This is a genomic window from Mycobacterium sp., assembly GCF_032161845.1.
Lineage (GTDB): Bacteria > Actinomycetota > Actinomycetes > Mycobacteriales > Mycobacteriaceae > Mycobacterium.
In genome coordinates, this window is record NZ_JAVRQA010000526.1 from 30,997 (window position 1) to 57,655 (window position 26,659).

General features: G+C 66.8%; 26 protein-coding genes. 16 read left to right on the forward strand and 10 right to left on the reverse strand.

Features of this window, described 5'->3' with window-relative positions; genetic code table 11:
* Positions 1-15 precede the first annotated feature (15 nt).
* The 5 genes from secD (at position 16) to QOD90_RS29185 (ending at position 7,676) form a co-directional block, all read left to right on the forward strand.
* Positions 16-1,800, forward strand: a complete 1,785-nt coding sequence (secD, locus tag QOD90_RS29165; RefSeq protein ID WP_526355673.1) for a protein translocase subunit SecD — start codon at positions 16-18, stop codon at positions 1,798-1,800.
* 4 nt (positions 1,801-1,804) lie between these two features.
* Positions 1,805-3,082: a protein translocase subunit SecF gene (gene secF, locus QOD90_RS29170; protein WP_526355675.1), complete on the forward strand. Its 1,278-nt coding sequence runs from the start codon at positions 1,805-1,807 to the stop codon at positions 3,080-3,082.
* Between the two features lie 6 nt (positions 3,083-3,088).
* On the forward strand, positions 3,089-4,744 hold the full coding sequence (locus QOD90_RS29175; RefSeq protein ID WP_526355677.1) for an ABC transporter substrate-binding protein: 1,656 nt from the start codon (positions 3,089-3,091) through the stop codon (positions 4,742-4,744).
* A gap of 14 nt (positions 4,745-4,758) precedes the next feature.
* The gene (locus tag QOD90_RS29180; RefSeq protein ID WP_526355715.1) at positions 4,759-5,283 is read left to right on the forward strand and encodes an adenine phosphoribosyltransferase; all 525 of its coding nucleotides are present in this window, start codon (positions 4,759-4,761) and stop codon (positions 5,281-5,283) included.
* 83 nt (positions 5,284-5,366) lie between these two features.
* Complete coding sequence (locus QOD90_RS29185) at positions 5,367-7,676, forward strand: RelA/SpoT family protein (protein ID WP_526355717.1); 2,310 nt, start codon at positions 5,367-5,369, stop codon at positions 7,674-7,676.
* Here the strand turns inward: QOD90_RS29185 and QOD90_RS29190 are convergent.
* Positions 7,652-8,878 carry an MFS transporter gene (locus tag QOD90_RS29190; protein ID WP_526355719.1) on the reverse strand — a complete coding sequence of 409 codons (1,227 nt, stop codon included), beginning with the start codon at positions 8,876-8,878 and terminating at the stop codon, positions 7,652-7,654. The two genes, QOD90_RS29185 and QOD90_RS29190, sit on opposite strands and share 25 nt — an antisense overlap.
* 68 nt (positions 8,879-8,946) lie before the next feature.
* Between QOD90_RS29190 and QOD90_RS29195 the strand changes: the two genes are divergently transcribed.
* On the forward strand, positions 8,947-9,354 hold the full coding sequence (locus QOD90_RS29195; protein WP_526355679.1) for an ArsR/SmtB family transcription factor: 408 nt from the start codon (positions 8,947-8,949) through the stop codon (positions 9,352-9,354).
* Here the strand turns inward: QOD90_RS29195 and QOD90_RS29200 are convergent.
* Positions 9,326-10,345, reverse strand: a complete 1,020-nt coding sequence (locus tag QOD90_RS29200; RefSeq protein WP_526355721.1) for a peptidylprolyl isomerase — start codon at positions 10,343-10,345, stop codon at positions 9,326-9,328. The genes QOD90_RS29195 and QOD90_RS29200 overlap by 29 nt on opposite strands.
* Before the next feature lie 26 nt (positions 10,346-10,371).
* On the reverse strand, positions 10,372-11,271 hold the full coding sequence (locus tag QOD90_RS29205) for a peptidylprolyl isomerase (protein WP_526355681.1): 900 nt from the start codon (positions 11,269-11,271) through the stop codon (positions 10,372-10,374).
* Positions 11,272-11,384: 113 nt separating this feature from the next.
* Here QOD90_RS29205 and QOD90_RS29210 point away from each other — a divergent pair, with 113 nt between their 5' ends.
* Positions 11,385-12,050, forward strand: a complete 666-nt coding sequence (locus QOD90_RS29210) for an MBL fold metallo-hydrolase (RefSeq protein ID WP_526355723.1) — start codon at positions 11,385-11,387, stop codon at positions 12,048-12,050.
* The gene (hisS, locus tag QOD90_RS29215; protein WP_526355683.1) at positions 12,047-13,306 is read left to right on the forward strand and encodes a histidine--tRNA ligase; all 1,260 of its coding nucleotides are present in this window, start codon (positions 12,047-12,049) and stop codon (positions 13,304-13,306) included. Before QOD90_RS29210 ends, hisS begins: the two co-directional genes overlap by 4 nt.
* Positions 13,307-13,328: 22 nt before the next feature.
* Here the strand turns inward: hisS and QOD90_RS29220 are convergent, their stop codons facing one another.
* Positions 13,329-13,868, reverse strand: a complete 540-nt coding sequence (locus QOD90_RS29220) for a hypothetical protein (RefSeq protein WP_526355685.1) — start codon at positions 13,866-13,868, stop codon at positions 13,329-13,331.
* 48 nt (positions 13,869-13,916) lie between these two features.
* On the opposite strand from QOD90_RS29220, the gene dtd reads away from it, so the two are divergent.
* Together dtd and QOD90_RS29230 are read left to right on the forward strand one after the other, a co-directional pair.
* A complete protein-coding gene (dtd, locus tag QOD90_RS29225; protein WP_526355725.1) occupies positions 13,917-14,348 on the forward strand; it encodes a D-aminoacyl-tRNA deacylase in 432 nt (143 codons plus the stop codon).
* Between the two features lie 66 nt (positions 14,349-14,414).
* Complete coding sequence (locus QOD90_RS29230; protein WP_526355687.1) at positions 14,415-14,843, forward strand: Rv2576c family protein; 429 nt, start codon at positions 14,415-14,417, stop codon at positions 14,841-14,843.
* Between the two features lie 76 nt (positions 14,844-14,919).
* Here QOD90_RS29230 and QOD90_RS29235 read toward each other — a convergent pair whose 3' ends face one another.
* The gene (locus tag QOD90_RS29235) at positions 14,920-15,123 is read right to left on the reverse strand and encodes a cold-shock protein (protein WP_056548397.1); all 204 of its coding nucleotides are present in this window, start codon (positions 15,121-15,123) and stop codon (positions 14,920-14,922) included.
* A gap of 138 nt (positions 15,124-15,261) precedes the next feature.
* Between QOD90_RS29235 and QOD90_RS29240 the strand changes: the two genes are divergently transcribed.
* From QOD90_RS29240 to QOD90_RS29255, 4 genes are all read left to right on the forward strand, one after another.
* Positions 15,262-16,275: an Rv2578c family radical SAM protein gene (locus QOD90_RS29240; RefSeq protein WP_526355689.1), complete on the forward strand. Its 1,014-nt coding sequence runs from the start codon at positions 15,262-15,264 to the stop codon at positions 16,273-16,275.
* 132 nt (positions 16,276-16,407) lie between these two features.
* Entirely contained in the window at positions 16,408-17,766 is a 1,359-nt protein-coding gene (locus QOD90_RS29245) for a cytochrome P450 (RefSeq protein WP_526355691.1), read from the forward strand.
* Complete coding sequence (locus QOD90_RS29250; RefSeq protein WP_526355693.1) at positions 17,763-18,668, forward strand: alpha/beta fold hydrolase; 906 nt, start codon at positions 17,763-17,765, stop codon at positions 18,666-18,668. The genes QOD90_RS29245 and QOD90_RS29250 overlap by 4 nt, the downstream gene beginning before the upstream one ends.
* A complete protein-coding gene (locus QOD90_RS29255) occupies positions 18,665-19,546 on the forward strand; it encodes an SDR family NAD(P)-dependent oxidoreductase (protein ID WP_526355695.1) in 882 nt (293 codons plus the stop codon). Before QOD90_RS29250 ends, QOD90_RS29255 begins: the two co-directional genes overlap by 4 nt.
* 10 nt (positions 19,547-19,556) lie before the next feature.
* Here QOD90_RS29255 and QOD90_RS29260 read toward each other — a convergent pair whose 3' ends face one another.
* From QOD90_RS29260 to QOD90_RS29275, 4 genes are all read right to left on the reverse strand, one after another.
* Positions 19,557-20,813, reverse strand: coding sequence for an acyl-CoA dehydrogenase family protein (locus QOD90_RS29260; RefSeq protein WP_526355697.1), 1,257 nt, complete (start codon positions 20,811-20,813; stop codon positions 19,557-19,559).
* The gene (locus QOD90_RS29265) at positions 20,810-21,964 is read right to left on the reverse strand and encodes an acyl-CoA dehydrogenase family protein (protein ID WP_526355699.1); all 1,155 of its coding nucleotides are present in this window, start codon (positions 21,962-21,964) and stop codon (positions 20,810-20,812) included. The genes QOD90_RS29260 and QOD90_RS29265 overlap by 4 nt, the downstream gene beginning before the upstream one ends.
* 31 nt (positions 21,965-21,995) lie before the next feature.
* A complete protein-coding gene (locus QOD90_RS29270) occupies positions 21,996-23,225 on the reverse strand; it encodes an amidohydrolase family protein (protein WP_526355701.1) in 1,230 nt (409 codons plus the stop codon).
* Positions 23,226-23,358: 133 nt separating this feature from the next.
* Complete coding sequence (locus QOD90_RS29275; protein WP_526355703.1) at positions 23,359-23,991, reverse strand: TetR/AcrR family transcriptional regulator; 633 nt, start codon at positions 23,989-23,991, stop codon at positions 23,359-23,361.
* 61 nt (positions 23,992-24,052) lie between these two features.
* On the opposite strand from QOD90_RS29275, the gene QOD90_RS29280 reads away from it, so the two are divergent.
* Positions 24,053-24,904 carry an LLM class flavin-dependent oxidoreductase gene (locus QOD90_RS29280; protein WP_526355705.1) on the forward strand — a complete coding sequence of 284 codons (852 nt, stop codon included), beginning with the start codon at positions 24,053-24,055 and terminating at the stop codon, positions 24,902-24,904.
* A gap of 23 nt (positions 24,905-24,927) precedes the next feature.
* A complete protein-coding gene (locus QOD90_RS29285; protein WP_526355707.1) occupies positions 24,928-25,809 on the forward strand; it encodes an acyl-CoA thioesterase in 882 nt (293 codons plus the stop codon).
* Here the strand turns inward: QOD90_RS29285 and QOD90_RS29290 are convergent.
* Complete coding sequence (locus QOD90_RS29290; RefSeq protein WP_526355709.1) at positions 25,806-26,633, reverse strand: mycofactocin-coupled SDR family oxidoreductase; 828 nt, start codon at positions 26,631-26,633, stop codon at positions 25,806-25,808. The genes QOD90_RS29285 and QOD90_RS29290 overlap by 4 nt on opposite strands.
* Positions 26,634-26,659: the final 26 nt, after the last annotated feature.

A 26,659-nucleotide genomic window follows, 5' to 3' on the forward strand; every position in this document is an offset into this window, starting at 1 on the left:
AGGAGAACCAAGAACGTGGCATCGCCTTCGGCGCCGGTGCATCCCTACCGCTACCTGACGCTTTTTCTGGTTCTACTCATCGGCGCCTACCTGCTGGTGTTCTTGACCGGAGACAAGCAAGCCAAGCCCAAGCTGGGCATCGACTTGCAGGGTGGCACCCGGGTCACCCTCACCGCCCGCACCCCGGACGGCTCACCTCCCACCCGTGAATCCCTGGCTCAGGCGCAGGAGATCATCAGCTCCCGAGTCGACGGGCTCGGCGTCTCGGGCTCGGAGGTCGTGGTCGACGGCGACAACCTCGTCATCACGGTGCCCGGCAATGACGGCAACGAGGCGCGCAACCTCGGACAGACGGCACGGCTCTACATCCGGCCCGTGATTCACTCCATCCCGGCAGGTGCCCCGCAGCCTCCTCCGGGGCAGGGGCCCGCCGGCGCGCCACCCGGAGTTCCCGGCGCCCCTGGCGGAATGCCAGGCGTACCCGGAGTGCCCGGATCACCTGGTGCGCCCCCCGGGATGCCGCTGCCTCCTGCGCCGCCCGCTGCCGGGAGTCCAGCTCCCGAAGCGCCTGCTCCGCAGCCGCGGCCCTATCCCGAGGAGCCGGCACCGACCCCGACGCCCGCGCCGACCCCAGCGCCCGCGCCTGGTCCCGCACCGGCCCCCGCCCCCGGTCCGCCCAACCCGCGGGCCGATCTGGCGCAGCGCATCTCCGACGAGAAGGCGCTCCGCCAGAGTGCCGATCAGCAGATCCAGATCTTGGCCTTGCAGTTCCAGGCCACCCGCTGCAACGACGAGGACGTGCTGGCGGGCAACGACGATCCGAACCTGCCACTGGTCACCTGTTCGCAGGACCACAAGCAGGTGTATCTGCTCGACAAGTCGATCATCAGCGGTGAGCAGATCGAAAGTGCGTCTTCGGGTCTCGATCAGCAGCGCGGCGAGTACGTCGTCGACCTGCAGTTCAAGAGCGAGGGCGCCGACATCTGGGCGAACTTCACCGCCGCCAACGTGGGCACGCAGACGGCCTTCACCCTCGACTCGCAGGTGGTGAGTGCCCCCCAGATCAACGAGGCGATTCCCGGCGGCCGCACGCAGGTCACCGGTCAGTTCACCCAGGACTCGGCCCGTGAACTCGCCAACGTGCTGAAGTACGGCTCGCTGCCTTTGTCGTTCGAATCCTCGGAAGCTGAAACGGTTTCTGCCACACTGGGTTTGACGTCGCTTAGGGCAGGCCTGATCGCGGGCGGGATCGGTTTGGCGCTGGTTCTGGTGTACTCGCTGCTCTACTATCGCGTGCTCGGCCTCCTGACGGCGCTGTCGCTGGTGGCCTCGGGTGCGATGGTCTTCGCGATCCTGGTGCTGCTCGGCAGATACATCGGTTACACCCTCGACCTGGCGGGCATCGCCGGTCTGATCATCGGCATCGGCACCACCGCAGACTCGTTCGTGGTGTTCTTCGAGCGCATCAAGGACGAGATCCGGGAGGGACGGTCCTTCCGGTCCGCGGTGCCGCGAGGTTGGGCACGGGCGCGCAAGACGATCCTGTCAGGCAACGCGGTGAGCTTCCTATCCGCCGCGGTGCTGTACGTCCTGGCCATCGGGCAGGTGAAGGGCTTCGCGTTCACCTTGGGCTTGACCACCATCCTCGACGTGGTCGTGGTGTTCCTGGTGACGTGGCCGCTGGTGTACCTGTCGTCCAAGTCGACGATGTTGTCCAAGCCGGCATTCAACGGTCTCGGTGCGGTGCAGCAGATTGCGCGCGAACGCCGGGCCGCCGCCACATCAGCGGGAGGGAGTTAGCGACATGGCCAAGCACCAGTCCAATGACGACGTCGATGACGTGTCGGACGAGGCTCAGGCACTCGAGCTCGACGATGCGTCGGCTGCCGAGGAACTGGGTACCGCCGTCTCCGCGGCGCCCCGGCACGGCTTCTTCGTCCGCCTTTACACGGGCACCGGCGCGTTCGACGTCGTCGGCAAGCGCAAGCTGTGGTTCGGCATCAGCGCCGCGATCTTCGCGATCGCGCTCATCAGCATCATCCTGCGCGGCTTCACCTTCGGCATCGACTTCGAGGGTGGCACCAAGGTGTCGCTGCCGGCCGCCGGAGCCCAGGGTCAGGTAACGACGCAGCAGGCGGAGGACGTCTTCAGCAAGACCCTCGGGAAGGCGCCGGAATCCGTCGTGCAGGTCGGCAACGGCGGTTCGGCGACGATCCAGATCCGTGCCGAGACGCTGAGCGAACCCGACATCGAGAAGCTCCGGACGGGTTTGTTCGACGCCTTCCAGCCCAAGGGGTCCGACGGTCAGCCGGCCAAGGCCGCGATCAGCGACTCGAAGGTGTCGGAGACGTGGGGCGGCCAGATCACCCAGAAGGCGCTCATCGCGCTGGCGGTGTTCCTGGTGCTCGTCGCCGCGTACATCGCGGTGCGGTATGAGCGGTACATGGCGGTCGCCGCCCTGGCTGCGCTGGTGTTCGACCTCGTCACCACCGCTGGGGTGTACTCACTCGTCGGGTTCGAGGTCACGCCTGCCACGGTGATCGGTCTGTTGACGATTCTGGGCTTCTCGCTGTACGACACGGTCATCGTGTTCGACAAGGTCGAGGAGAACGTCCACGGGTTCGAGCACACCACCCGAAGGACGTTCGCCGAACAGGCCAACCTGGCGATCAACCAGACCTTCATGCGATCCATCAACACCAGCCTGATCTCGGTGCTGCCGATCCTCGCGTTGATCGTGGTCGCCGTCTGGCTGCTCGGTGTCGGCACACTGCAGGATCTCGCCATCGTGCAACTCGTCGGCGTCATCGTCGGTACGTACTCGTCGATCTTCTTCGCCACGCCACTGCTGGTGGCCATGCGGGAGCGCACCGAGCTGGTGCGGACCCACACCCGTCGCGTCAACAACCGGCGCAAGGGTTCGTCGGCGAAGGCCTCGAGCTCTACGACGGACTCGGCGACCGCTGCCGAACCAGAGAAGGTATCGGTCGCGGCCACTCCGGCTCCGGACAAGCCGATAGTGGGTGCGAAGCCGAGCCGTCCCACCGGTAGGCCGTCGGGTAAGCGGAACACCAGGCGGTAAGCCTCGATGATTGCCCGCCCCCGCGGGGCCGCAATCCTGGCGGCAGTGGCTTCCCTGGTCGGCATTCTCGGTGTGTCCGCGTGCGCGGACGGACCCGCCGGCGAGATCAACTACGCCGTCGACGGGACGTTGGTCACCTACAACACCACGACCGTGGTCGGCGCCTCGTCGGCAGGTCCGCAGGCGTTCGCACGCGTGTTGACGGGCTTCAACTACCACGGCCCGGAAGGGCAGATCGTCGGAGACCGCGACTTCGGCACCATCTCCGTGGTCGGTCGCGCGCCGCTGGTGTTGGACTACGTCATCAGCGACGACGCCGTGTATTCGGATGGGAAACCGGTCACCTGTGACGACATGGTGCTGGCGTGGGCGGCGCAGTCCGGTCGATTCCCGGGGTTCGATGCCGCGAGCCGGGCTGGCTACGGTGACGTGGCAGGCGTCGACTGTGCACCGGGGCAGAAGAAGGCCAGGGTGTCGTTCGCCCAGGATCGTGGGTTCGTCGACTTCGGCCAGTTGTTCGCCGCGACGACGATGATGCCGTCGCACGTCATTGCCGACGAACTCGGCGCGGGGGATGGCGCGGTCACCGCGGCCCTTCAGGCCGGTGATCTGCCCACGATCGGGCGCATCGCGCAACTGTGGAACACCACCTGGAACCTCACCCCCGATCTGGATCTGAAGCGCTTCCCGTCGTCGGGGCCGTACAAGCTGAGCTCGGTGAGTAACGACGGCGCCGTCGTGCTGGTGGCCAATGACAAGTGGTGGGGAACCAAGCCCGTCACCGAAAGGATCACCGTGTGGCCGCGTGGCGCCGACGTGCAGGAGCGCCTGAATGCGGGTGACTACGACGTCGTCGACATCGCCGCAGGCTCGTCGGGATCGCTGACCCACTCCGACGACTACGTGCGGTCCGACAGCCCGTCGGCAGGCATCGAGCAACTCATCTTCGCGCCGAGCGGGCCGCTGCTGGATCCGGCGGCGCGACGTGCGGTGGCGCTGTGCACGCCGCGGGATCAGATCGCGCAGAACGCGGAGGTGCCGATCGCGAACAGTCGGCTGAACCCGACCGCGGAGGATTCGATCACCGCCGCCGAGAGTGCGGCAGAACGTGGCCAGTACGGCACATCCAACCCGGCGGCCGCGCGGGACGCCATCGGTGGTGCGCCCTTGGTCGTCCGCATCGGTTATCAGAGCCCCAACGCGCGGCTGGCCGCCACCGTCGGCGCCATCGCCAGGGCGTGTGCGCCTGCGGGCATCACCGTTCAGGACGCGGCGGCGGATACGGTCGGCCCACAAGCCTTGCGCGACAATCAGATCGACGTACTCCTCGCAAGCACGGGCGGTGCGGCAGGCAGTGGGTCGACGGGATCGTCGGCGATGGACGCCTACGATCTGTACAGCGGCAACGGCAACAACCTGTCCGGCTATGCCAACGAGCAGGTCGACGGTGTCATCGGCGCGCTGGCCGTCACGTCGGATCCGAAGGAGCTCGCCCGTCTGTTGGGTCAGGGTGCACCCGTACTGTGGGGCGACATGCCCACCCTTCCGCTCTACCGTCAGCAGCGAACTCTGCTCGTATCGACGAAGATGACGGCCGTCAACGGCAATCCGACGCGATGGGGTGCAGGGTGGAACATGGACCGTTGGACGCTGGCCCGATGAGCGACCCGGGTCAGATCACCGACGTGGCTGCGGTGATCGAATCGTTGATGCGCGAGGTGCCGGACTTCCCGGAACCCGGCATCCAGTTCAAGGACCTCACTCCGGTGCTCGCCGACGCGCGGGGTCTCGCGGTCGTGACCGACGCGCTCGCCGCGGTCGCCGATGACGTGGACCTGGTGGCCGGTATCGATGCCCGCGGCTTTCTGCTGGGAGCGGCCGTCGCGACCCGGCTCGGCACGGGTGTGCTCGCGGTGCGCAAGGGAGGCAAACTGCCGCCCCCGGTGCACAGCGAGACCTACGACCTGGAATACGGCGCTGCGACGCTGGAGATTCCGGCCGACGGGATGGAACTGGCGGGCTTGCGCGTTCTGCTGATCGACGACGTTCTGGCCACCGGAGGCACGTTGGCCGCGGCCGCCAAGCTGCTGCGGACGGCCGGCGCGACGATCACGGGCACCGCGGTCGTGCTGGAACTGGCCGCTCTCGGCGGCCGGGCAAAGCTGCCAGACCTTGCGGTCACCAGCCTGTACGTGACCTAGCAGGGATATCCTCGACGAGTACCGGCGTGGGGCAGGAGGTGAGCACCGTGGCGGACGATCATGCGTTGACCCAAACGCAGCCGATGCCCATCATCGCGCCCGACGCGGTCGCACCCGAGAACAACAAGACGTCGTCGAGCGCGTCGCGACGGGTGCGAGCCCGACTTGCCCGGCGGATGACGTCGCAGCGCAGTGCGGTGAACCCGGTCCTCGAACCGCTGGTGGCAGTGCACAGGGAGGTCTACCCGAAGGCCGACCTGGCGCTCCTGCAGCGCGCCTACGAGGTGGCCGAGCTGCGGCACGCCGACCAGTTGCGTCGGTCGGGCGATCCCTACATCACCCATCCGCTGGCGGTGGCCAACATCCTCGCCGAACTCGGCATGGACACCACGACGCTCGTCGCCGCGCTGTTGCACGACACGGTGGAGGACACCGGCTACACCTTGGAAGCGCTGACCTCCGATTTCGGCGTCGAGGTCGGCCACCTGGTGGACGGGGTCACCAAGCTCGACAAGGTGGTCCTCGGCAGCGCCGCCGAGGGCGAGACCATCCGCAAGATGATCATCGCGATGGCGCGCGATCCCCGGGTGCTGGTCATCAAGGTGGCCGACCGGCTGCACAACATGCGCACCATGCGCTTCCTGCCCCCCGAGAAGCAGGCGCGCAAGGCCCGCGAAACGCTGGAAGTCATTGCTCCACTTGCCCACCGGCTGGGCATGGCGACCGTCAAGTGGGAGCTCGAGGACCTGTCGTTTGCGATCCTGCATCCGAAGAAGTACGAGGAGATCGTGCGGCTGGTGGCCGACCGCGCACCGTCGCGGGATACCTACCTGGCCAAGGTGCGCGCCGAGATTGCCAACACCGTCACCACCTCGAAGATCAATGCGACCGTCGAGGGTAGGCCGAAGCACTACTGGTCGATCTATCAGAAGATGATCGTCAAGGGCCGTGACTTCGACGAGATCCACGACCTCGTCGGCGTCCGGATCCTGTGCGACGAGATCCGGGACTGTTACGCGGCCGTCGGTGCGGTGCACTCGCTGTGGCAGCCGATGGCGGGCCGGTTCAAGGACTACATCGCCCAGCCGAGATACGGTGTGTACCAGTCGCTGCACACGACCGTCGTCGGCCCAGAGGGTAAGCCGCTGGAAGTGCAGATCCGCACTCGCGACATGCACCGGACCGCCGAGTACGGCATCGCGGCGCACTGGCGTTACAAGGAAGCCAAGGGACGCAACGGAATTCCGGCCAACAATGCCGCCGCCGAGATCGACGACATGGCGTGGATGCGTCAGCTCCTCGACTGGCAGCGGGAAGCTGCGGACCCCGGCGAATTCCTCGAATCGTTGCGGTACGACCTTGCGGTGCAGGAGATCTTCGTCTTCACACCCAAGGGCGACGTCGTCACGCTGCCGACCGGTTCGACCCCGGTGGACTTCGCGTACGCGGTGCACACCGAGGTCGGCCATCGCTGCATCGGTGCCCGCGTCAACGGACGTCTGGTGGCGCTGGAACGCAAGCTCGAGAACGGCGAAGTGGTCGAGGTCTTCACGTCCAAGGCGATGAACGCGGGCCCGTCTCGGGATTGGCAGACGTTCGTCGTGTCGCCGCGGGCCAAGGCCAAGATTCGGCAGTGGTTCGCCAAGGAACGGCGTGAAGAAGCGCTCGAATCGGGCAAGGACTCGATCGCCCGCGAGGTTCGTCGCGGTGGTCTTCCGTTGCAGCGCTTGATGAACGGCGAGTCGATGGCCGCGCTGGCCCGCGAGCTGCGCTACGTCGACGTGTCGTCGCTCTACACCGCCGTCGGCGAGGGCCACGTCTCGGCACGTCACGTCGTGCAGCGGCTGCTCGCCCAACTCGGTGGCGACGACGAGGCCGAGGACGAGATCGCCGAGCGGTCGACACCCGCGACCATGCCGGTGCGCCAGCGCACCAGCGACGACGTCGGCGTGGCCGTCCCCGGCGCGCCCGGCGTGCTGTCCAAGCTGGCGAAGTGCTGTACTCCGGTGCCAGGCGACAACATCATGGGTTTCGTCACGCGCGGCGGCGGCGTCAGCGTGCATCGCACCGACTGCACCAATGCGACGTCGTTGCAACAACAATCGGAACGCATCATCGACGTCAAGTGGGCACCGTCCCCGTCGTCGGTGTTCCTGGTCGCGATTCAGGTGGAGGCACTCGACCGCCACCGACTGCTGTCCGACGTGACACGGGTGCTCGCCGACGAGAAGGTCAACATCCTCTCGGCGTCGGTCGCGACCTCGAACGACCGGGTGGCGATCAGCCGCTTCACCTTCGAGATGGGCGACCCCAAGCACCTCGGCCACGTGCTCAATGTGGTGCGCAACGTCGAGGGCGTCTACGACGTCTATCGGGTGACGTCCGCAGCCTGACTTCCCTCTCCGCGATTCCGTGTGGTGATCGCCCCGACGGCCGCCGCGATCAGGCACGCGAGCGCCACCGCATAGGCGAACCAGGGGAACACCTCATCCAGCGGCCAGCGGGTGGCCGCCCAGCCCGCCACGATGGTCGGCACCGCCATGGCCGTGTAGGCGATCAAGTAGAAGGCCGACATCGTCTCGCCCCGTCGGTTGGACGGAACGACGTGCGAAAGGTGTCGCAGCGAGCCGCCGAAGCCGAGACCGAACGCCGCGCCGAGCACTGCCGCCGCAGAGAGTACCAAAGGCCAACTGTGCGTTGCCAATACCGGCACGGTGAGGACGAGCGCGATCGCCATCCCGACGTCGCCGACGATCGCGGACCGGCGGGCGGGAACCCTGGTCGAGAGCAGCTGGGCGATTGCCGCCGAGAACGCCGTCGTCCCAACGACGGCGCCGCCGAATACCAGGTTGTGGACGTGCGTCTGTTGGGCCGCCAGCGACGGGTAGAGCGAGAGCAGCACGCCAAGCACCGACCACGACGCCGTCACGCCGAGTGCCGCGAACCAGAAGTCGCCACGGATCTCGGCGGGTACGGCTGGCCTGGCGATCCGGATGGGCCCGGAGGTCCGCGACTGGTGCGGTTCCCGAAGGGCGAGGACGCCGACGCCGAGGATGGCGCAGATCACCGCGACGATCGCGTAGGGCGTGCGCATCGGATGCGGCGCGTACTGCGCCAGCAGCGCAGAGCCGACGATCGCGACCGTCATCCCGATGTTGAAGCTCACCCCGCTGAGCTGACCGGAGCGGACTCCGTGGTTGGGGCGTAGATCCAGCAGCGCCGCCGCGCCCGCCACCACGATCGAGCCGACGGCGGCACCGTGGATGATCCTCGCGAGCATCAACATCGCCATGTTGTCGGCGATCAGGAACACGCCGAGCCCGACGATCATCGCGACCAGGGCACCGAGCAGCACTGGTTTGCGTCCGACGACGTCGGAGACCTTGCCCGAGACCAGGACCGCGCCGAGCGCGGCGACGGCGTAGACGGCGAAGACCAGCGTGGTGGCCAGCGGTGAGAGGTGCCACTGCTCCTCGTACATGCCGTAAAGCGGTGCGGGGAGACCGGATACGCCCAAGGCCACGCCGCTCAGGACCAGCAGCAGGGAGTAGGCACCGCGCTGCGCCTCGTCGGCGCGCGGTTCTGCTGCGACCACTGCCACGAACCCCCCTAGCCGACTGAGTTAGACCGACATCGAACCCGTTCGAGGGTACGCTCGGTTCGATGAACATCAAACCGCCGGTGACGGAGGACACGACCGTGACGCCGTCGCCGGTTGGCGAGCAGGGACCCGACCCAGCCTTTCCGACCAACCCCGTCGCAGGCGTGCAGCAGTTGCTGGTTGCGCTGGCCGACCCGGTCCGCCTCGAGATGATCCGCCGCCTGATGAACACCCGAGCGCCGATGCCGTGCGCCCTGCTCTACGACGGCATCAACAAGTCGACGGCGGCCCACCACTTCAAGGTCCTGCGCGAAGTGGGCCTCACGGAGCGGCTGGTCATCGACGGACACACCCACCAGCGCCTACGGGTCGACGAGGTCGACGCGGCCGTGCCTGGCCTCATGGGTGCGATCGTCGGCGCGGCCAACCGCGCATCCATTCCTAGTCGAGGCGGACCGACTCGATCGTGACGGTAGTCGCCGGCTTGCCGTCCTCGCTGCCGTCCTGGACGCCGCCTGCGGCAATCTTGTCGACGACGGCCAGGCCCGTTGCGTCGATCGTGCCGAACACCGTGTACGTCGGCGGCAACTGAGAGTCCTTGTAGACCAAGAAGAATTGGCTGCCGTTGGTGCCCTGTCCGGCGTTCGCCATCGCGAGGGTGCCCCGCGGGTACACCACCGGCGTCATCACCGCCGGATCGGCGAGGCGGTATTGATTCGTCGGGTACTCGTTCGGGAATCGATACCCGGGCCCGCCAGTGCCGTCACCACTCGGGTCACCACACTGCAGCACACCGAGAGCGCTCGACGTGGTGAGCCGGTGGCACGGAGTCTTGTCGAAGAAACCCTGCTGAGCCAGGCTGACGAAGTTGTTGACCGTGCATGGCGACTTACCGTTGTCGAGGCTGACGCCGACCGCGCCGTCGTTGGTGACGATCGTGGCCTCAACCGTCTCGGGCGTGGTGGGAACGCGACCCGTCCGCGGCGGCTTGACCGGCTTGCTGGTCGGTTCCGTCGTGGCTGGGTACTGACAGTTTGCGCCGAGGGTGGCCGACGGCTTGAAGGGCGGCAGCGGCTGATTCGGCAGCGGCTGGCCCGTGGCGGTCGAGCCAGGGTGGTCCCGGCTGAAGTCCTCGGCGATGCGGACCAGGAAACTGGCGAAGACGACGGTGGCGACGACGGCCACCACGGTCAGCACCGCGACCACGTAGCTGATCACCAGCCCGGCGATGGCGAGGCCGTGACCGCCCTCGTTGTTCTTCCTGATCTGCGACAGCGACATGTGGCCGAACACGATGCCCAGCGGGAAGAACAGAAATGCGCAAATCAGCGATGCGATCGCCAGGCCGTTGGTATTCGGCGGCTGCGGGTAGGGCGGGTAGTACGGCGAGTAGCCCCCAGGGCCGGGTGCCGGGCCGGGCGGTGTCGGCGGGTACTCCCCGTACGGCGGGGGAGGCGGGATGGTCACGGCGGCAGCCCGGTCCGGCGTCAGTCCAGCTGGAGTGACTTGATTTGCACGGACGTCTTCGGTGCGCCGTCGTCTGATCCGCGATCACCCGGCACGACGCCGCCCGCGGCGATCTTGTCGAGGGTGGCCAGACCCGTCGCGTCGATCGTGCCGAACGCGGTGTAGTTCGGCGGCAGCTGCGAATCCTTGAAGACGAGGAAGAACTGGCTGCCGTTGGATCCGGCCGCTCCCGTGTTGGCCATGGCCAACGTTCCCCGCGGGTACACCACCGGGGACTGCAGGGCTGGGTCGTCGGGCTGGTACTGGTTGGTCGGGTACTCGTTGACGAAGCCGTAGCCGGGTCCGCCGGTGCCCTTGCCGGTCGGGTCGCCGCACTGCAGGACCGAAAGGCCAGGTGACGTCGTCAGCCGGTGGCAGGGAGTGTCATTGAAGTAACCCTGCTGCGCCAGGCTGGCGAAGCTGTTCACCGTGCACGGCGCCTTGGCGTTGTCGAGCTGCAGCCCGATGTTTCCCTGCGAGGTGGTCAGGCTGGCGCTGATTTCGGCAGGCTCGGTCGGCACCTTGCCCGTATGGGGCGGGTTGTTCTTCTTGCTGGCGGGTTCGCCCGGTGTCGCCGGGTATTCGCAGTCGGCGCCCAAGTTGGCTGGGGCGACGAACGGGGGAAGGGCGGCACCGCCCGGCGGCGGCTGCGTCGGTGCCGCGCCGGTCGTCGAGGTGGTGGTATCGGCCGACGCGTTGGTGTCGGGACTCTTCGAGGTCAGAATGACGGTCGCGACGACGGCGCCGATGACCAGCAGCACGCCCGCGGCGGAACCGATGATGGTGAAGAGACGACGCCTGCGTTCCTGGACGGCGCGGCGTTCCAGCTGCCGCTCCAGTTTGCGCTTGGCTGTCGCTCGCCGCTGTTCGTTGGTCGGCACCGCGTGGTCCTCCTCGTATTCGTGATCGGCAACGAGTGTGCCAGCAATGTCTGAGAAGAGGTGCCGCGACCCTTGAATAGGGTGGAGATGCGATGGATGGGAAACTGGTCGACGTGTTCATCACGGGGTTTCCGGCAGGGATGTTGCAATGCAACTGCTATGTGCTGGCGGCCAAGCAGGGCGCCGACGCCATCATCGTCGACCCTGGCCAACGGGCGATGGGACCATTGCGTCGGATCCTCGACGAGAACCGACTGACCCCGGCGGCCGTCCTACTGACCCACGGGCACATCGATCACATCTGGTCGGCCCAGAAGGTAGCCGACACCTACGGTTGCCCGGCGTTCATTCATCCCGAGGACCGGGTCATGCTGACCGATCCCATCAAGGGGTTCGGACCCCGGCTGGCCCAGTTGGCCATGTCGACGATGTTCCGTGAACCCCGCCAGGTCGTCGAACTCGACCGCGACGGCGACAAGATCGAACTGGGTGGCTTCACCGTCACCGTCGATCACACTCCGGGGCATACCACCGGGTCGGTCGTCTTCCGGGTGGCCTCTGGCCCGTCCGAGTTGGCCTTCACCGGGGATACCCTGTTCAAGCAGTCGATCGGCCGAACCGACCTGTATGGCGGCAGCGGCCGCGACCTGCTCACCTCGATCGTGTCAAAACTGTTGGTGCTCGATGACGACACCGTGGTACTACCTGGCCATGGCCCGAAGTCCACGATCGGCGCCGAACGCCGCACCAACCCTTTCCTCGAAGGACTCGACAGTTGAGTGAGTTTCAGGCGCCCAAGGGCATTCCGGATTACCTGCCTCCGGACTCCGCGCAGTTCGTCGCGGTCCGTGACGGACTGCTCGACGCTGCTCGCCGCGCCGGCTACGGCCATGTCGAACTGCCGATCTTCGAGGACACCGCGTTGTTCGCGCGCGGTGTGGGCGAGTCGACGGACGTGGTCAGCAAGGAGATGTACACCTTCGCCGACCGCGGCGAGCGGTCGGTGACACTGCGGCCCGAGGGCACGGCGGGCGTGATGCGCGCCGTCATCGAACACGGCCTCGACCGCGGACAGTTGCCGGTGAAGCTGCGCTACTCCGGCCCGTTCTTCCGCTACGAGCGGCCGCAGGCGGGACGGTATCGCCAGCTGCAACAGGTCGGCGTCGAGGCGATCGGGGTGGACGATCCCGCGCTGGACGCCGAGGTCATCGCCATCGCCGACGCCGGATTCCGATCGCTCGGGCTCGAAGGGTTTCGGCTCGAGCTGACCTCCCTTGGTGACGAGACGTGTCGCCCGCAATACCGGGAGTTGTTGCAGGAGTTCCTGTTTGGCCTCGACCTTGATGAGGACACCCGTCGTCGCGCCGAAATCAACCCGCTACGGGTGCTCGACGACAAGCGCCCCCACGTGCGCGAGATGACGGCTGCGGCGCCGCTGATGCTGGATCACCTCTCCGACGTCGCCCAGCAGCACTTCGACACCGTAAGGGCCCATTTGGACGCGTTGGGCGTCCCGTACGTCATCAACCCGAGAATGGTGCGCGGGTTGGACTACTACACCAAGACGACGTTCGAGTTCGTGCACGACGGGCTCGGCGCGCAGTCGGGCATCGGCGGCGGTGGCCGCTACGACGGTCTGATGAAGCAACTCGGTGGGCAGGACCTCTCGGGCATCGGCTTCGGTCTCGGCGTCGACCGCACGGTGCTGGCACTTGCGGCCGAGGGCAAGTCGGTCGGGGAGACCTCGCGCGTCGACGTGTACTGCGTGCCACTCGGGAGCGCGGCCAAGCGGGTGCTGGCCACGCTCGCGAAGGAGCTGCGGGCCTGTGGTGTCCGCGTGGACTTGGCCTACGGCGACCGTGGACTCAAGGGCGCGATGCGCGCCGCCGATCGTTCGGGCGCGCGGCTCGCGCTGGTGGCGGGTGACCGCGACATCGAGGCGGGAACCGTCGGCGTCAAGGAACTCGGCACGGGGGAGCAAGTCGACGTTGGTGCCGACGCCGTCGTGGCCGAGATCGTCTCCCGCTTGGCCTGACGCCTACAGCTCGAGCGAGCGCTCAGCGTGGCTGGCTGAACACCACGGCGGTCAGGATGTCGTCCAGATTGCCGATCCCGCCGTTGAACGGGTTGCCGCGCTTGATGATCCGGCTACCGCCTGGAGTCACCGCTACCAGCGAGGGGGAGCTCGAGGCGAGCTGCATGCGATTCTGGAATCGGACGTGATCGAGCGGCGCCACCACGACGCCATCGGCATCGGCGTACACCCGACGGGCACGGTCGAACACCGCAACGGGCCGGTAGCCGCTCAGCGGCCGCGTCCTCGCCCGGCGGATCCGGCTGAGAGCGGCCACTGCGAAGCCGGCGAAGGCGATGCCGACGACCAGGAAGATGGCGCCGAGGCACCAGGGCACGCTCGCCGGGATCATCAGGCTCACCGCGCCGAAACCGCCGAAGACCAACGCCAGCACCCCAAGGACGAACGCGCCGGTCGCCAGCGGCCCTGTGCCGCGATCGACGATGACGACGAGCGGCCCACGTTCGGCAATCACCAGGCCACCGATCTCTGCGACGATGCGCGGTTCCACGGGCGCCGTCATGCCAGGAGTGTGCCACTACGGCCGACGCACATGGCAACATCGGCGGGCGTGCGGGTTCTGGTGCAACGGGTGACCTCGGCCCGCGTCCTGGTGGATGGTGCGGTGGTCGGCGAGATTGCGCCCGCCGGGCAGGGGCTCCTGGCCCTGGTCGGCGTCACTCACGACGACGACGCGGATGTCGCCCGCCGGATGGCCGAGAAGATGTGGCGACTGCGGATTCTCGACCACGAGCGTTCCGCCGCCGACGCCCACGCTCCGATCCTGGTGGTCAGTCAGTTCACGCTCTACGCCAACACCGTGAAGGGCCGAAGGCCGTCGTGGAATGCGGCGGCGCCCCGAGCCGTCGCCGAACCGGTTCTGACGGCCTTCGGAGATGCGCTGCGGCACCTCGGAGCACATGTCGAGACGGGGGTCTTCGGCGCTGACATGGCCGTCGAACTCGTGAACGACGGTCCGGTGACGGTACTCCTGGAGCTCTGACCGACGGCGTTGGAGACCGATGGGGCACGCCGTAACGATCCGGTACCGTCGGGCGATGTGACGGTCATGCGAACAGGAACGAACAAGATTGGGGCAGCCCTCGGAGTGGCGGCGTTGGTGGCAGGCGCAGGGCTGGTGAGCCCGGCCATGGCGAACGCCGAGCCAGCCGGGCACCAGGTCCGATACACGCTTACCTCGGCGGGCGATGCGGACTTCGATCTCTACTACCTGGTGACGCAGCCCGCGAGCAAGGAGGCGTACAACGCCGACTCCTACGCCTACCTGAAGAAGGAACAGATCACTCTGGGGGCGGGTCAGCCCTGGGTGTTCGAAACCACGCTCGCGGATCCGCAGTGGGCGATCCTGACGGTCAGCAGCACCACGCACGGTGGCCGTGCCGCGCCGAATCCGCACTGCGACATCACCGTTGATGGTCAGGTGGCCGTGCAGCAGGACGCCCCGTACAACCTGCAGTGTCAGCTCGGGCAGTGGTGACGAGCCGCTAAACCGCTCCTACAACGAACTAAGGGCTGGCAAGGTTTCCCTTGCCAGCCCTTAGAACGTGAAGTTCTTAGATCGCGGTAACTCCGGTGGCCTGTGGGCCCTTCGCACCTTGTCCGACGTCGAACTGAACTCGCTGAGCCTCTTCCAGCGAGCGGTAGCCGCCGCCTTGGATCTCAGAGTAGTGGACGAAGACATCCGGGGAGCCGTCGTCGGGGGCGATGAAGCCGAAGCCCTTTTCGCTGTTGAACCATTTCACAGTTCCCTGTGCCATACCGTTTTACTTCTTTCATCAGGAACGGATGTGTCTTACACCCGCCGCAAAGTCTACTGCACAAACCGCTGCTCATCCCACCAAAAATCGTCAAAACTCGTGGATTGACTTTCATTCGAACATATGTTCGCATAAATCATGCGATGGGACGGCCAGGGCATCGGTGTCGACGACGGGTCTCTGCCCGGTCTGCAGCGCCTCGGATTTGTGCGATCGGTCCGGACGCCGCAGTTCGAGGGCATGACGTTCCATGAACTGTTGTGCAAATCAGCCCTCAACAAGGTGCCCAACGCCACCAACCTGCCGTTCCGGTTCACCGTCAATGCCTATCGCGGTTGCAGTCACGCCTGTCGGTACTGCTTCGCCAGGCCAACGCATGAATATCTGGACTTCGACAGCGGCGAGGACTTCGACACCCAGGTCGTGGTGAAGACCAACGTCGCCGAGGTGTTGCGCAGGGAGCTGTCGCGGAGGTCGTGGACGCGCGAGACGGTTGCGCTCGGCACGAACACCGATCCCTACCAGCGGGCCGAGGGGCGCTACGCCCTGATGCCGGGAATCATTGCCGCACTTGCTGATTCGGGCACGCCGTTCTCGATCCTCACCAAGGGCACGCTGCTGCGGCGTGACCTGGCACTAATCGTCGATGCCGCTCGGACCGTCGACGTCAGCGTTGCGGTGTCCCTGGCGGTGGGTGATCCCGGCCTGCACGCGGACGTGGAGCCCGGCACGCCGACGCCCCGTGCGCGGCTGGACTTGATCCGGGCGATCCGCGCCGCCGGACTCGATTGTCACGTGATGGTTGCCCCGGTGCTGCCGATGCTGACCGATTCGACCGAGCACCTCGACGCGTTGCTTGGACAGATCGCGGCCTCGGGCGCCACCAGCGCGACGGTGTTCGCACTACACCTGCGCGGTGCGACGCGCGGCTGGTTCATGGCGTGGCTGGCGCGGTCGCGTCCGGAGTTGGTTGGCCAGTACCAGCAGCTATACGGGCGGGGGGCGTATCTACCGGCGAGCTATCGCGACGAGTTGCGCGAGCGGGCGACGCCGATGATCGCCAAGTACGGGTTGACGGGTGATCACCGCTCGTTTCGGGTGGCATCGGCGCCGCCGCCCGTCGCGGTGGAACCGCAGCCGACGCTGTTCTGACCGCGGCTTGGCCGCTCGGCCGGCTCGGACCCGCCAGGCTCTATTCAACACGTGTGGAAAGGGGCTTGTGCCGTCCGGTACCAAGGCGTACCGTCGAGCCGGTACATTTCCGTACCGAACTGGAGGTGGGACATGGGCGTGGCCACGACAGATCCGGTGCGACTGCCTCCGGCGCCGCCGATCCCCAAGGCACTACAGGGGCTGGCGTTCCTGATCAACCGCGAGAAGGCCGTTGCCACCGTGGGACGGCGCTACGGCTCCGAGTTCACGCTCAACCTGCCGATCTTCGGCGAAGCCGTGGTGATCAGCGATCCCGCGCTGGTCAAGGAGCTCTTCACGATGAACACCGACCTCATCGCCCGCGCGGGCACTCTCGGCGACGTGCTCGGCCCCGGTTCGACCTTCAGCCTCGACGGCACGGCGCATCGGCAGCGCCGAAAGCTGTTGGTGCCGCCGTTCCATGGCAAGCGGATGCAGGGCTACGAGCAAATCGTCGAAGAAGAGGTACTGCGGGAGATCGCGACGTGGCAGGAGGGTGAGGAGTTCGCCACCATGCCGTCGATGATGCGGATCACGCTCAACGCCATTCTGCGGGCGGTCTTCGGGGCCGACGGTGCGGCACTCGAGGAGTTGCGCGAACTGCTGCCCGCAATGGTGCTGAAGTCGTCGCGACTCGCGGTGCTGCCACCGACCGTGCGGCGTGACCTCGGCCCGTGGAGTCCGGCAGGCCGGGCGGCGAAGCTGCGCCGACGCTATGACGCGATCATCTCGGGACTCATCGCCGACGCCCGCACGGATCCAGGGTTCGAAGAGCGCAGCGACGTTCTGGCTCTGCTGCTGCGCGCGCGGTACGACGACGGGTCGCCGATCTCCGACGACCACGTCGCCGACGAACTGCTCACGCTGCTTGCGGCGGGTCACGAGACCACCGCGACCACCCTGGCCTGGGCGGTCGAACGATTGCGGCGCCACCCTCGGCTGCTCAGCCGACTCGCCGACGAGGTCGACGCAGGCGGTTCGGAGCTCCTGCAGGCCACCATCTTCGAGGTGCAGCGCACCCGGCCCGTCATCAATGCGACCGCGCGGCTGACCAAGACTCGAATCAGGCTGGGGGAGTGGGTCATTCCGGAACGTCACGTCGTCATGGTGAGCATCGGCCTGGCCCATGCCGCGGAGCGGAACTTCGCCGATCCCGCGGTGTTCGATCCGGACCGGTTCGTGGGCAACCCGCCCGACAACCATGCCTGGATTCCCTACGGTGGCGGCATCCGGCGCTGCATCGGGGCCGCCTTCGCCAACATGGAGATGGCGGTGACATTGCGAACCCTGTTGCGCGAGTTCGAGTTCCGCTCCACCTATGCCGCAGGAGAAGCTGCGCACTCCCGCGGTGTAGCGACCGCGCCTGGCCGTGGCGGGTTGGCGGTCGTCTACCGCCGTGCGCCGCGGATCGCCGATGCGGTCAGCGCCGAGGCCGCGCAGGTCTCGGCGTGACGGGCGAAGCCATCGTCGACGTTGGTCGTGGGATCGAGTTGTGTCACGACGGATTCGGCGATCCGGGCGACCCGCCGGTCGTGCTGATCGCCGGCCTAGGTCAGCAGAAGCACACCTGGCCTTCGGAATTCGCCGCGGGCATCGCGGAACACGGCTACCGGGTCATCCGATTCGACAATCGTGACGTGGGCCGGTCGACGCACGCCGACTTCCCGGCACCGAAGCCGTGGGCCATCCTGCACGGCGGCAGTGACGCACGGCAGTACCACCTCGGCGACATGGCGCGCGACACCGTCGGACTGCTGGATGCCCTCGGCTACCGTGACGCGCACTTCATCGGCGTCTCGATGGGTGGCATGATCGCCCAGACCGTCGCGGCCCACCACCCCGGACGGGTACGAACCCTGACCTCGATCATGTCGAACACAGGCGCGTCACGCATCGGCCGTCCCGCCCCTTCGACGTGGTGGCGCATGGCCATCGCGCGGCCGGCCCGCAACCGAGCCGAGGCATGCGACGCAGCGGCGAAGATGTTCCGACACATCGGATCACACGGGTTCCCCTTCGACGAGGAGTGGGTGCGCGACAAGGCGGGCATCGCCTGGGACCGTGACCCCACGTCTGCCGGTGTGACGCGCCAGTTGGCAGCCATCTTCGCATCGGGCGACCGCACCGCCGAACTCCGGCAGATCGACGTTCCGACGCTCGTCATCCACGGCGACCGTGACCGGATGGTGCATCCGACCGGGGGCGCCGCTACCGCCAGGGCGATCCCCGGCGCGCGACGTGAAACGATCGCAGGCATGGGCCACGACTTGGCAGCCGGCGCGTGGGGTCGCCTGCACCACCTGATCAACGACCATCTCGACAACTCCACCGTGGGAAAGAAGGAACTTCGATGAGCAAGTCCGCCGCGCACGTCATCAGTGGCAACACCGTGGTCATCACTGGTGCCGCGTCCGGCATCGGCCGTGCTCTGGCGCAACGGCTTTCGTCTCACAGCTGCCCGGTCGCCATCGCCGACGTCGACGAGCGAGCGCTGAAGGAGACCGAAGCGACCCTGGGCGGTCCGACCCTGACCAGGGTGCTCGACGTCCGCGACGCACAGGATCAGCTGGCCTTCGCCGAGGAGGTGAGGGATTGGGCGCCGGCACCGCTTGGCGCCGTGTTCAACAATGCCGGTGTCGCCGTGTCGTCGACGGTCCTCGACACCGTCGTCGAGGACGACGAATGGCTGTGGGACATCAACTTCCATGGCGTCGTCAACGGAACCAGAGCATTCCTACCCATCCTGGTCGAACAGGATTTCGGCGCCATCGTGAACACCTCGAGCGTGTTCGGTCTGGTGGGCATGCCGACTCAGAGCGCGTACTGCGCGGCCAAGTTCGCGGTCCGCGGGTTCACCGACTCACTGCGCCAGGAGTTGCGCGGCACCGGCGTCAGGGCCATCAACGTGCACCCCGGTGGCATCAACACCAACATCGTGCGCAACGCCCGGTTCCGTCACGATCCGGCGGGGCAGGGCCGCAGCCACGAACAGATGGTCGAGGAGTTCGCCGCGATCACGATGACCGAGCCCGCCAAGGCTGCCGAAGTCATTCACCGCGGAGTGGAACGCGGCAAGGCGCGCATCCTGATCGGGCCCGACGCTCACCTGTTCGACGCTCTCGCGCGATTGGCGCCAACGCACTACTACGACGTCCTGACGCGCATCGAGTCCCGGCTGCGCGGCCGGGCCCGTGGCGAGATCGTCCAGCAGCCGGTGAGGGCCGACGGCTGAGCCCAAACCGCTAGTCGCGCTTACGCTTCACTTGGTTGAACGGCACGCCACGGTCGGGCGCGTGCTCGCGGGGGAAGCCCAGGATTCGTTCGCCGATGATGTTGCGAGCGATCTCGGTGGTGCCTCCACCGAGGGACGCGGCTTGCCGCGACGGGTAGCGATCGCCGAACCAGAACAGTCCGCTGCCATCGTCGACGACGCCGGCAGGCCCTGCGATGGCTAGTGCCGTGTCGATTTCGAACTGGACGGTCTCGGCGTGCGTGATGCGGATGATCGACCCTGCCGCGGGAGGCAGTGATCCGTCGAGAACACCGTGGTAGACGTGATCGATAAGTTGCTCTTGGATCGCGCGGCGCACCAGCGCGCGGCCTGCCTGCTCGCGGACGCGTTCGTTGTCGGTCTGGCCAGTCGCCTCGAGCAACGCGACATAGTCGACGGGCTGGTCCGTTGCGCCCTCCGCGCCGATCCCGCTGGAGAATTCGGAACCGCCACCAACGGCTCGACGTTCGTGGAACATCTGCCGCGACGCGACTGCCCAGCCGTCGTTGACGGCGCCGACGACCGCGTCGTCGGACAACTCGAGGTCGTCGACGAACTCTTCGCAGAATTCGTTGCCGCCGTCCACCTGCATGATCCGGCGCATCGTGATGCCAGGGCTCTTGATCGGCACCAGGAACATGGTCAGCCCCTCGTGCTTCGGCACGTCCCAATTGGTGCGGGCGAGCAGCAGACCGTAGTCGGCGGCGAAGGCGCTGGTGCTCCAGGTCTTGGCGCCGTTGACGATCCACTTGTCGCCACGGCGGTCGGCGCGGGTGATGACGCCGGCAAGGTCGGATCCGCCACTCGGCTCGGACAGCAGCTGAACCAGGATCTCGTCACCGCGGATCGCAGCGGAGATCCGGTCGCGCTTCTGCGCCTCGGTGCCCGTGTCGAGGATCGTCGCGGCGCAGATCGTGAACGTCGGCGTGTTGAGGATGAGCGGCAGCTCGTAGTCGCGCGACACGGTGTCGAATGCCCGCTGGTAGGCGATCGGCAGCCCCAACCCGCCGTACTCCCTTGGGAAGCAGATGCCGGCGAATCCGCCCTCGTAGAGCTTCTTCTGGAGCTCCCGTGCGCGCGCCCACGGAGCGTCCTCGCCCCGGTCACAGCCGGGCAGGTTGGTCGGGTCGACGCGAGGCATGTTGTCGGCGAGCCAGATCCGGGCCCGCTCCGCGAACTCAGCGACGGACTCGGACGTCGCCGTCGTCGCTGCAATGGTCTCGGTCACGATGCGGTCCCCAGCTGCTCGGCGAGTGCTTCGGTGATGGCGAAGACGCGCAGGTTGTGGTCCTCGGGGGTGCCGAACATCGAGCGGTACAACGTGACTCGGCGTAGATACAGATGCAGGTCGTGCTCCCACGTCACGCCGATGCCGCCGTGCATCTGTACGCACACTTGCAACATGCCGGGAGCGTGCTCACCGATGTAACTCTTGGCGACGCTGACCGCCATGTCGGCGTCGTCGGCGCGCGCACCGACCGCAGCGATCGCGGCACGGGCGGTGGCGCGGGAGGCCTCCAGCCAGATCTTCATGTCCGCGTACTTGTGCTTGAGCGCCTGGTAGGACGCCAGCGGGCGGCCGAAGGAATACCGGTCCAGCGCCCACTGGACGGTGAACTCGAATACTGCATCGAGGATGCCGACGACCTCGGCGCACTGCAGCACCTGAGCGATTTGACTCTGCCGTGCGATCAGCGCGGGCGTCTGGCCGGCGGACCCGACCGCGGCGTCCTGGCCGACCTCGACGTCGTCGAAGGTGACTCGGGCGTAACGCTTCACGAGGTCGAGCGACTTCTGCGGCTCGACCGATACCCCGGCCGCATTCGCGGGCACCAGGAATTGCCGCACCGCCCCGTCGGACTCGGCGACGACGAGGAACAGGGCACTCTCGGACCCCGCCTCGACGCGGTCCTTGACACCGTTGATGCGGAATCCCGAGTCGGTCGGCGTCGCGGTTACCGTGGGCGCCCCTGGCACCCAGGCTCGACCGGGTTCGTAGACAGCCCACGATGCGACGACTTCACCTGAGACCAGCGATTCGATGATGGCGCAATGGGTTTCGGCATTGTCGGCGTCCACCAGTCCGGCGAGCACCGTGTTCACCGGGTGCAATGGCCCCGGCGCCACGGTCCGGCCGATCTGCTCGGCCACCAGGGCGAGGTCACCGACGCCGTCTCCGGAGATGCTGCCGCCGCCGAGATCCTCCGGCACCAGCATGCTGGCCCAGCCGAGCTCGGCGGCGCGCTGCCACCAGTCCACCTCGAAGGACGTTCCGCCAGCGTGCAACTCGCGCACCCGACTGAGCGAGGCTTCCTTGTCAAGGAAGGCACGAGCGGTCGAGGCGAAGAGCAACCTCTCGGGGGATGCAACTTCCGTCATGCGCGATGGGCTCCGCTGCTAGGGATGGCGATCAGGCCAGGACGAGGGCGGGCACGTCGGGCTTGTGAACGATCTTGTTGGGCACCTTGAAGAGGTCGATCATGTTTCCGCCCATGACCTTTCGGACGCCGTCTTCGTCAAGTCCGTGGGCCTCGAGGTCCCCGACCAGGTTGATCGGATCGGCCAGGCCCTCCGGGTGCGGCCAGTCCGACCCGAAGATGACGTGGTCGATGCCGACCAGGTCGCCCATCTGCTTGAAGTCGTCCTCCCAGAACGGTGCGACGTAGACGCAACGCTTGAACGCCTGGATCGGGTCCTCGGGAAACGCGTCCGGCATCTTCTTGAATACGTCCTTGAACTGGTAGAAGAGGTAGGGCACCCAGGATGCGCCGTTCTCCACCGACAGGATGCGCAGATCCGGGTTGCGGGTCAGCGCGCCGTGACACACCAGTGCGGCCATGGTGTCCTCGATGGGTCGCTTGCCCATCGCGACCATTCGGAACGACGTTGGGGCGAACGGCTTGAACTCGTCGCCCGGCTCCCAGTCGTTGAGGTACGAGGAGTATCCGCTGTCCGACGCATGCATCGAAACCGGGATGCCCGCCTTGACGCAAGCGTCCCAGAACGGGTCGAACTCGGGCAGGCCCAGCGAGCGACTGCCGCGGTACCCCGGCACTGGAGCAGGCCGCACCAGCACGGTCTTCGCGCCGCGCTCCAGGCACCATTCGAGTTCTTCCAGGGCGCGGTCGACATTGCCCAGATTGATGACTGGAGTGGAGAAGATGCGGTCCTCGTAGTTGAACTGCCACGTCTCGTACATCCACTGGTTCAGGCCGTGGACGATGTCGAGGATGAGATCCGGATCGTCCTTCAAGCGCTCCTCGACCAGTGAGGCGAGCGTTGGGAACATCAGCGTGTAGTCAAGCCCCAGTCCGTCGAGGACCTCGAGGCGCGCCGCGGGGTTGCGAAAGGCGGGGATGGCCTTCATCGGCTTGCCCATCACCTCGCGGTAGGTCTTGCCGCCGCTGCCGTTGCGGAAGTAGTCCTCCTGCGCGCCGGGGCGGGCCACCACTTCGAACGTCGGGTTGGGGATGTAGTCGCTGACCTGGTTGCGAACCATGATCTTGGTGCGGCCGCGGACGTCGATGTAGTCGATGACGCCCTTGCGGTGATCCGGCAGGAACTGCGTCAGCGCTTCCTTGGGCTCGTAGAAGTGGTTGTCCGCGTCGAACACGGGATAGGACAGGTTGCGCGAGGGCATATCCGTCTCCTAGAAGTCTCATATGTCAGAAGTGGTAATGACGTTACCACTTTGGTGACGGGGAGTGAACCACGTCGGCGAGACGGCCCACACCCTGCCTCGTCGGGAGCAGTGGGCAGTTCAAAGCGCCAGGTCAGCGCGTGAGCGTCCGCATGCAGAACTCGTAGATGTGGTGACCCTCGAGTGGAGCGTCGTTGAGTTCGGCGCCGAGCACGCGCAGCCGCATCGCGCCGAGCGCCGTCTGCATGATCAGCGTGGAGGTCGGGTCGACGTCGACGCGGGCATCGAACGCGCCTTCGGCGATCCCTCGCACGACGATGTCCTTGATCAGCACGTTCACCGGTGAAAGTACCCTGGCGTACTCGCGCGGCATCGCCTCGGCGAGGTGGTCGTTGTAGAACGTGAGGCCGCGGTTGATGCTGTCCTGCGTGGTGGACGCCGCCGGCGCGCTGATCTTGGCGATCAGCAGGCGCAACGCCTCCGCGGCAGGCAGCGCGTCGGTCTCGGTCCGCCAGCGGAGCGTTGACTCGGCCATGATCCTGTCGACCAGTGCCAGGAGTAGTTCATCCTTGGTGGAAAAGTGCTGGTAGAACGACCGGAGCGAGGTCTTGGAGCGCTCGACCACCTCGAGCACCGTGAAATCCGTCCGACCGGTCTCGCCGAGGATGGACAGCGCTGAGCGCATGAACCGATTCGCCCGCGTTTCCTCGTCGACCGGGCCCGTGTCCACGGAGTCTGCTGACGGCCGGTCACTCGCCTTCGCCACGAGAATGACGTTACCGGTTCAGTAGAAGCAGCGGTGCGCTTGCCGCTAAGGTGACGCACCGATGACCGAATGGTTCCTGTTCCTGCCCCAGGTGCGGCTGGAGATTCCCGACATCGTCGAGCGTGCGCGCGCGGCCGAAAGCGCTGGCTTCGACGGCATCGCACTCATCGATCACCTCGAGCCGCCCGGCGCAGCGCACCAAGGCATCTGGGAGGCGATGACCGTTGCCACCTGGGTCGCCGCACACACCGACCGGCTGCGAATCGGGCACCTGGTGCTGTGTGACGCGTTCAGGCAACCTGCCGTGCTCGCCAAGGAAGCCACCACGCTGGCGGCGGCCTCGGGGAACCGCTTCGAGCTCGGTCTCGGCTGGGGCTCCTGGCCGCAGGAGTTCGATCGATTCGGCCTGGCCGACGGAGACGACCCACCGGCCCGGGTCGCGCGGTTGGACCGCACGCTCGGGCTGATCCGCCAGTACTGGGGTGAGGCAGACCCCGAAGGGGTGATCCAGGAGCCACGGCCGCAGCAGCGAATTCCCTTGGTACTGGGGGGAACCGGGAAGAAGACGATGGACCTGGTGCGCAGGTACGCCGACTGGTGGAACGTGCCATCGCATCAACTCGATCGACTGCCCGACCTGCTACCGACGGTGGGCGAGGTCCGCGTGTCCGTCCAGCAGATGGTCGGCTTCATAGCCGCGGACGCAAACCGTGACGAGGTCACCGCCGTCAGCACCCGTCGGTTCGGCCACCTGGGCAGTGGGCTGGTCTGCGGCAACGCCGCCGAACTCGTCGAGCACTTCGCCGCCCTGTCGGCTCAAGGCGTCGAGCGCTTCTACGTCTGGTTCGCCGACTTCGCACCCCCGGCCACCCTTGCCGAGTTCGCCGAAAACGTCATCGCAAGACACGCATAGCAATTCAACCCGAGAGGCACGACATGTCGATTGATTCAGATCAGGCCGAGTGGACGGTCGAGGGGCTGCTCGAACTGTTCGACGTGCAACCCGATGGCGCTGACCGCTACCTCGGTCAGACGGGCCTCGCGGGCGCCGACGAGCGTCAGGTGGTCGAGGGCACGCAGGTGATGGCGCAGGCGATCGTCGCGGCGGGCAAGCGCTTCCCGGAGAAGTCGGTCCGGTCGGCGTACGCGGTGTTCGCGCGCGCCGTCGTCGTAGGACCCCCGGTCGAGCTGACGGTCGACGTCGTCGCCGAGGGGCGCACCACGGCCACTGCCGTCGTCTCAGCAGCCCAGAACGGCAAGCGATGCATCACCGTGACGGTGCTCGCCGACGTGCCGTCGGCGGACGTCATTCGTCATCATCTGCCGAGGCCCGACGTCGCGGCGCCCGCCGCTGCGCACGTGTCGGAGATGCCGATGGTCGGCCGTCAGCTGCGACTGGTCGACGTGCTGGACGTCAACAGTCCCGACGAGGTCGGCCCGCCGGAGTTGCACGCCTGGCTGCACTACGATCCGATCCCAAGCCGCGACGAGCTGGCCAAGGCCCTGATCGCGTACTTCACTGGCCACCTTGGCATTTCGACGACGATGCGGGCTCACGAAGGGATCGGCACCGCGCAGGCGCACCTCACGGTGTCGACGGCGCCAATGACCGTCTCCGTCAGCTTTCACGAGCCGTTCAGCTGGGGCGGCTGGCTCCTCTACAGCCACGAAAGCACCCAGGTTGGCGCGGGCATGTCCTACGTCCGAGGCACGGTGCACACCGAAGAGGGTGAGCTGCTCGCCTCCTTTGCCCAGGACGCGTTGATCCGACCGCTCCGCACCACCGACACGTCGATCGCCGTGGAGTCCCGACTCTAGATCTTCAAGTAGCCCTTGTCAGCCGGGATCTGGGCGGCCGTCACCAAAGACGATGCGTCGCTGGCCAACCAGACGACGATGTCGGAGATGAGGTTTGGCGCGGCGAGCGAGTCGGTCGGCAGCGCGCCGGGGGAGAAGCTGTGGATGAAGTTCGGGTGCGCGGCGAACATCTCATACATCGAGACGTCGTTGCCCATGGGAGTGTCGGTGCCGTAGGGATGCACGGAATTGACCCGAATCCCGAACTCGCCCACCTCGACTGCGAGTGAATTGGTGAGGGCGACGACGCCGAACTTGGATGCGCAGTAGTGACCGCAGCCGGGGACCGCCTTGATGCCGGCAGCCGAGCTGATGTTGATGATCGATCCGCCGTTGCCCGCTTCGATCATCACGGGCACCGCCGCCCTGATGGTGTTCCAGACGCCGGTCAGGTTGGTATCGAGGGTCTCCTGCCACTGCTGCGCCGAGATCTCCCACAGCCGTCCCCAATTCAACACTCCGGCATTGGCGACGACGATGTCGAGACGGCCGAACTGCTCGAAGCCCTCGGCGACGACGCGCTGTTGTCCCTCGGCATCGCGAACGTCGACCTCCTTGGCCAGGATCTTGCGGCCTTCGCCCTCGACCAGGCCGATGGTTTCCGAGAGATCCTCCGGTGTCGACGGCTCGTACCCGTTGCTCTCCGCGACCGGTCCGCACGCGTCGATCGCGATGACGTCGGCACCTGCGCGCGCGAGCCGTAGGCAGTGCGAACGCCCTTGCCCGCGGGCCGCACCCGTCACGTAGGCGACCTTGCCCGCCAGCGGTTGCTCGATGCTCGTCATACCGGTGGCTCCTCAGTCGGTTGGGG